The sequence below is a fragment of the Sulfitobacter undariae genome, assembly GCF_014196805.1.
GTDB classification, from domain to species: domain Bacteria; phylum Pseudomonadota; class Alphaproteobacteria; order Rhodobacterales; family Rhodobacteraceae; genus Sulfitobacter; species Sulfitobacter undariae.
Genome location: NZ_JACIEI010000033.1, coordinates 1 through 6,980 on the forward strand (window position 1 = coordinate 1; position 6,980 = coordinate 6,980).

General features: G+C 46.6%; 2 protein-coding genes. Both read right to left on the reverse strand.

Going from position 1 to position 6,980, the window contains the following annotated elements; all coding sequences use genetic code 11:
• Positions 1 to 336 precede the first annotated feature (336 nt).
• A complete protein-coding gene (locus tag GGR95_RS18620; RefSeq protein ID WP_184568373.1) occupies positions 337 to 2,772 on the reverse strand; it encodes a DUF4238 domain-containing protein in 2,436 nt (811 codons plus the stop codon).
• Between the two features lie 21 nt (positions 2,773 to 2,793).
• The gene (locus GGR95_RS18625; protein ID WP_184568374.1) at positions 2,794 to 6,495 is read right to left on the reverse strand and encodes an NACHT domain-containing protein; all 3,702 of its coding nucleotides are present in this window, start codon (positions 6,493 to 6,495) and stop codon (positions 2,794 to 2,796) included.
• Positions 6,496 to 6,980 lie beyond the last annotated feature (485 nt).

The following is a 6,980-nucleotide window of genomic DNA, read 5'->3' on the forward strand; positions in this document are numbered from 1 at the left end:
CGAAATTCGTCCGTCCGTTTCAGTCCCATAGTTTATCTCCTTTGTTACAGTAAATGCTATCAAAGGAGCGGCATCAAACCGCGACAGGTCCAAAGTTGGGAAAGAGACGCAGGAGATCACGACGTCGAGGCGGCCCAAAGGAAGTTAAAAAGTTAGTCACTGACGAGGCTGCAGACAAGCAAAAGAGTGATTTCCAATGGGGGCCCGCAACACCAAGCCGAGTCCAATTTCCAACCTGAAATTTTGGATGCAGCTAAGTCATAAACTCGAGATCGCTTTGGATGTAGCCGAAAAATAACGCCTTTTAGGAGGGCGCGCGTAGTGAAGTTGTCGTTACTATTCAATAGTGTAAACTTCAATATCATCCCGCATCATATAGAACGCCATTGGCACAAATTCAGTGTGCAGGTCTTGACCCGCAGTTAAAAGCATTCGGTGGGTATGATTGTGGTATATGCCTCCGTGGGGAAGCAAACATCTTATCTTGCCGGCAAAACTCAGCAAACCCTTTCGAGCTATGTTCGCTGTAGCCGCGTCAGATGCCTGGCAAAATTTCCCTTCGAGACTTACGGCTTTATCCGCACCACTTTCAGACATAGCAAATTCGTAGAGTTCTTGAATGAAGTCTCTGAATTTTCTAAAACTTCCTCTCGATGCAAGGTCGGCGACCTGAGGGATATCCAAGACAAACCTATGTTCCGTCTGTTCGAACAATTTGATCAATGCCGAAGCCTTAGGCACAACAATGCCAAGATCTCGCCTTTGGGACTTTTGTAGTTCTCGCCACCGGAACAAGCTATCCGTTATGACAAACGCCCCAGTAAGCTGAGCTAGGTAAAGGGTCATCTCAAGGTTCGGAGACATGTTGAGCATCAGTAATTGCCCATCATCTTTTCCTGGTTTGGCGTCGAGATCTTTGAGTATCGCAAGGGGATCATCTTCGTTTTCCTTAGTAATGTGGTCAAGAAGCCTATCAATTCCAGCATCGTTGATGTCCGGTATCGCATTCTTTATGTTTGACCGCCGGAAGCTTTTGGGCATTGTTCTGATCAATCGGCGCATATCATCCATTTGCGCCCATTTTGAGCGTGGGTCGTCATCTATGTTGTGCCTTTCACCCTCGTTGCGCTGCTGTGAAAGCGAGAACATTTGCTCTCTTAGGTGTTGATCAAAGATACATGGGTCAGGAATGAAATTGATGGCACCAGACTCGATGAACGGAATCAATTTGACTAGAAGGACGACACTTTTAATTAATTCTTGCCTATATTGCTCTGGATTTTCGATAGGGCTAAAGTCTGGTTGTACCACCCTCGGATGAACCATTGGGTTTTGTACTATGATTTCTCCAAAGAAGAGGGTGCTCCCTAGTAAAAATTCATCGGCAAGCCTAGGATCGACTATCCCGGTGAAAACTGCCCGTGCCCGACCATCAGGTTTAGGAAGCAAGCTTTGGAGGTTCGTTTCTAGTGGCCAGAGTGAGGCAAATATCTTGTAAATCGTACTTATCTGATCACTTGTAATATTACGCCTGACCTGCGCCCAGTCTTGCTCCTCATTAAGCTTCAATACATTTGTAATTCCCCGGAAAAGTAGGATGTTCCGTTCTCTTATGCTAAGCTCCGTCCACGAAGGCCTTAGTTCAGGCCGCAAGTGTTTACAGCACTTCTTAAATTTCTCTCCTGACCCGCATCTACAGTAGTCGTTTGGTTCGGGTGCGGGCTTTTTGTGCTTTTTTTGAAGATGCTCAAATGGCTTTTCAGTTCTCCCAAATTTGTCTTGATAGTGAACGGTGCCATCCTCATAGCGAGCAAACATCTCACCACCGAAGTGCCAAAGCTGGTCTTTAGGAGGTGTCAAAACGTCCCGAAGGTCTTTCCAACTGCAATCAACAGATTTTTCCGGATACAACCAATCACGGTGCCCTGCCGCAATATATCTCCGAGCGCGCGCTTTCAGGATGAAGTTGATCTTCGTAACCTCTTCATCCGTCAGCTTTCGTTCCTTGATGAATGCATCTGTTCGAGCCATTGAATTTCTAAAATTCTTGGGAAAGGTGCGTTTTTCGGTCGGATCAACGTCGTTTGGTGACTCTGCGTACTCAAGATTCGACAGGATTAAGCAATGCTCACCACTCATAGGAAACAGCGTTTGCGATCCTTTGAGAGCGATTGCCGGATCGTTCGGATATGCGCACGCTTTGTGATTTGGAGGATACGCATGATTGAAGACAGTGACAGGGTGATCAGTCAAAATGAATTTCACTGAGGAGTCTGCGGCAGAAACGATTTCTCGCGAACCTTCCGTCCACAATGTACAGTTCATATTTCGGACGCCCTGCATCTCCATCATCAGATCATTTTGTGCCAAGGATGGGTATCGCGCACGGATCCAATCCAGTCCTTTCGGAGTTCTGATCTTTTGCGCATCGAGATATTCAAAGAAGTCCTGGAAGTGGCGATGCCAATGAGAAACGTCGTCGCCGCAGAATGCTCTGATGGCTCTGGCACCTGCATCATCGATCTGTCCAAAGAGCTTCCGTTCAATTTCATCATTGATGAAAGTCCCAAAGAAAGTTGAGTATAGATCAGTCTGATAGAAGCACCTGGAAGTGGGCCAGATGCGTAGATTCTTCATCGTGATAATTCGACCATCTGGCAGTCTTTTTTGGTCCGGATTAAGATCTAAGTAACTTAACTTATTTCCTTTTTCACCAAAGAAGGATTTTTGATGCCATTGAGGCACGTAGTGATTATCCCTAGTCTTGGTCATGTGCTTCCACCGCTATAGCATTTAGTTGAGTGTTCGGAGTTGAACGGTGAATACCGTGTCGTCGTACTGAGCCTTCGTTAAGAGATTTGATTTGATTGACGGCATTAGCAAAGGAAGGTCAGATCGTTTGCCCTTTAGCTTGATGACTTCTGCAAAAAATGTTGCTGCCAAAGGACTTTGGCGATCTTCGAAGAACGCGAGAGCAACAGAAACGAGTTCTTCCCCGTTACGTTCAGCGCGGTTTCGGATCTCAGACCAAGAATATGCGACGCTTTCGACTTCTTTGTCTCGATCCAAGAGCTCGTCTATTTCTGTCAGTGCGGTTTCAATATTCACAAATCTGGAGAACCGGCTATCGGTTCTTAGGATTGGGTCCAAGTGTACTTTCCGCCAATCAAAGTAGCCCTTGTCGTTGCAATCCTCCCATAGACTCCAGACAAACATTTGATCAAGATGTATCAAGTAGGGCTCCAGAGCTCTTAGCTGATGAGGCCCTTTGATGCCGTTTCGTCCATTATGTTTTATCCCAAAAATTGAAGTAAGATGTTCAAATAGTTTGCCTTTTTCCTCAGAAGCTAAATACTGAACATGAAACGTTTCCAAAGCCCAATCAGTCGCCAAGAAGAGCAAGACTTGCAAGTATTTGCGGCTAGAGGAAAGGTGCTCCCAGTTCTCTCGAATTACCACCTCTGAAAAACAATCGCATCGTTCGGCCAAAAGCTCAGAGATGGTCCAGTCTGTGTTTCCATCATAATCGGAACCTGTTTCGAAGGCATCACGACGACGAGCAAGCTCACTCTTGATCTCTTCCTCAAACCCTTCGGTTCCCAGATATCGTAGAAACTGAAACCAAAAGCGAGGTTCATCACTCCTCAACTTCGTGCGAAGTTGTGGCGCTACCGCTGGGTCACCGAAAAAGCAGCGCACCCTTATCACCTCGTCTTCAAGCCCGGCAGGTGGGGTGGCTTGTAAAGTTCTGCAGTCCACCAAGTTCATAGATGTACCCCAGAGTTGAAAAGCGCGTTTTCGGAGAAAAAAGCTGTTCTTCGTATCGCTCCATATCTTTCTAAGCGCTTCCTTGGAGTCGCGTCCCAGCTTTAGGTGCGAACGGTGAGTCTTGTCCCAACTTCGAAGTCTTGTACTAGCCAAAATGTTGATACTGCCTGGCTTGCCTTCAATGCTGGTGTCGATACTTGCAATATACTCAGCGACGTAAACTGCCGCTGCAGGGTGATCGACGTTATCAAGTGCGGCGTAAACGGCGTGACCCATCTCTGGATTGACATTGGCATATTCAATAAGCATGCCAATCGACCTGCTTTCTCCAATACGTCGTAATCCTCCGGACAATCCGTAGTGGCCAAGATCCCATTGGTTTTGCCTGATAGACTCTCCTTGCTCATCTTCTGATGACGATTGAAAGTTGGCCCACGCGGCCAGAAGCTCTTCCGAGGGAAATTCATCTGAGCAAGTCCCACAGGAGACCCCCGCAAACAGAATTCCAAATGAGATCTGTTTGCCTTCAGCTTGCATCATACGCCAACGCTTCAACACACTTGGGGCTAAGCTAGCATCCGAGCATTCACCCGCGAGATTTAACGCCCCGTTTACACCATTTTCGTTGAGGTTTGGGTCACAGATCAAGTTACTCAAATCTTGAAGCCATTCAGGACCGAACTTGCTCTTAGTGTAGGAAACAAGCCGGTCTCTATAAAGAGAGTTCACACTAGGTTCATGCGCCAGGCAAAGCCTCGCCATTGCCCTGACATCGCCGTTTAGAATGCGAGCCTCTCTGCCCGCGTGAGTGTTTGAGCGCGTTGCTTGCAACAATGTTGAGTAGCGCTCGCCTTGGAGTTTTGCGATCTCCCATTCGATTGCGCGACGTTCGGCTTCTTTTGCCGTCCCGATTTTTCCTTCATTCACAAAGTTTTGACAGAGCTTCAGGATTTCATCGGAACACTCCTGCTTTTGCTCTATTGCAAGATTCAGGCCTTTGAAGGCGACAAGCGGATTTGTTCTCATGACCTTTTGCCAAAATTCTTGCGGGAATTTTGTGTTTACCGACGCAATGCTCAAGAGTTCGGAGTAAAATGGATCGGCGATATGATCTGCTTTCCAGCGACCAGCTTCAATGTCTTCTTGAAATACTTGAGAAAGCAAGTGATCTCGAACCCGATCATGTCGGAAACCGAGTCGTTTTTGCTTCCCTATTGATTCTTCCCCAACTAGAGAACCTGCAGCTAAGAGAATCTCTAAACCCCTTTGGATTTCACTGTTCTGAAGCCCATAGAAGAGCCTACGCAATTCGGGTTCGCTTGCGCGTTCTTCAATCATCCAACGGGACATTGCTGCTGCCGCTCTTTCCAGAAAATAGACGCTGCAGCCAGCATTAGCAGCGCACCGCTCAATTTGGTTCGTCACAAATTGATCTACCAGATGTGCAGGCTCAACCGTTCCGTCTGGATCTAAGAGGCCGATCAACAAAGGATCACTCGCCAAGCTGACCGCAATTCCGTCAGCTTTCAGGTCACTGATTACTTTTGAGCGCCGATGATACGCCGCTTTAACGGCTACGCGCGCTTCGAGGTTGGAGAATGGCTGCAGCTCAATAGACTTTCCGTCCACACTTTTACGGGCTTGATCAGTTAAGCCTTGCAGGCTCTTAGGCCAGACAGGGCAGAAAACTATCACGCCATAAATCGTTGATCTATCATCCGTACCCAATTGTTTCAGTTCATTTGAAAACTGATCAACCTTGAGGATCGTAGATGAAGGATCCGAAGCCTTGTTTATGTCTTCGATCCAGAGAAAAACCGCCGCACCGCTAAATAGTTTCTGCAGTTCTTGCAAAGAGTTACGAAGAGAAAGTTCTGGAGTATACCTAGACAAACTCTTGAACAAAGCCTGTTCTATAGAATGACTTTGGTCTAAATCATCGTGGTGGATAACAAACGCGATGCCCTCAGTTTTTCTTACATAGTCAGCATATTGAAGGCAGACACTAGTTTTTCCTAATCCTGATCGACCAACAATATACGTTAGAGGTCCGGCTGCATTTATGAGATCAGGCAACGCGACGTCGAAATCTCTTTCGACTAGATCACCAATTTTGACGTAAGTCTGCTGTTCCGCTAACTGTCTGTCGGAAATCTCAAGCGCGAGTTCCTTTGAAAGGCGTGTTTGTGGCACTCCAAATGCTTGTGAGCGGATGTATTGACCATCTGGATTTGTATCGAGCGCTTGTGACAGTCGGCTATTGTCCCAAATATCAATTTCCAAACCACGTTCAGAACCATATTGTTCGATTTTATCCACCAAGTCTGAGGAGACCGTTGAAGAGCAAGTTAAAACGATTTTGCGTCTATAGTCCGCCCACTTTTCAAGACGTCTTGCTGCCTTCACGACATCTCCATCCTTCTCAGACAGCCATTTCCTTTCAAGGCCTTCGCGCCTAGTAATTGTGTGCTCAACGGCGACCGCGTACCTGATGCCAAAATTGTCAGTGGAAAAACAAATGCCATCAACAGGGTCCTTTATGCTCTGCCCCCGTACATTTACTCCTGACTGAACTACGCTGAAGTATAGCGGCACCATTGCTCGCAGTACACGTGTCGCAACTCTCTCAAACTGTCCGGTGTCTGTGATTGAGGTGAGTAGCTCTTCTGTATTCACGTGAATTTTTTCCTCATATCGACCAGTAGCTAGCAATTTCAGATAACTCATTGCCAGAGTTATTACATTTACTTCACTGTATCCGTTAGTTCAGTGCATTAGTTTAATCTAACAACCTGTTCCTATGGTAGCCTGCAAAAAGTAATCACACAGCTGCTTGGCACACCGGGATTGCCAACAAACTAAAGAACCACTTTTGCAAACAAGCGAGATGAAGGATCCGACTATTTGTTTACCCTCAGTCGAGCTCACCGTGCTTCTCTAAAATTTTCATCAATATGTTGTTAGCAGCTGAAAAATTACCCAGTTGGCCCTCGAGTTTGTACTGCCACTTGACCCCGTGGAAAAGGTTATTTCTGTAACGATATATTACGATGAGCATTGCAGTGACGCGATCTTTTGGATCGCTGTTGCTTCCATCTATGACGGAGCGCACCAGTGGTTTGGACCTGTCGCGGTTTGATGCCGCTCCTTTGATAGCATTTACTGTAACAAAGGAGATAAACTATGGGACTGAAACGGACGGACGAATTTCG

Excerpts from the sequence above, each read along its gene's own strand:
- GGR95_RS18620 (WP_184568373.1), bottom strand. The coding sequence starts at position 2,772 with ATGACCAAGACTAGGGATAATCACTACGTGCCTCAATGGCATCAAAAA.
- GGR95_RS18625 (WP_184568374.1), bottom strand. The coding sequence starts at position 6,495 with ATGAGTTATCTGAAATTGCTAGCTACTGGTCGATATGAGGAAAAAATT.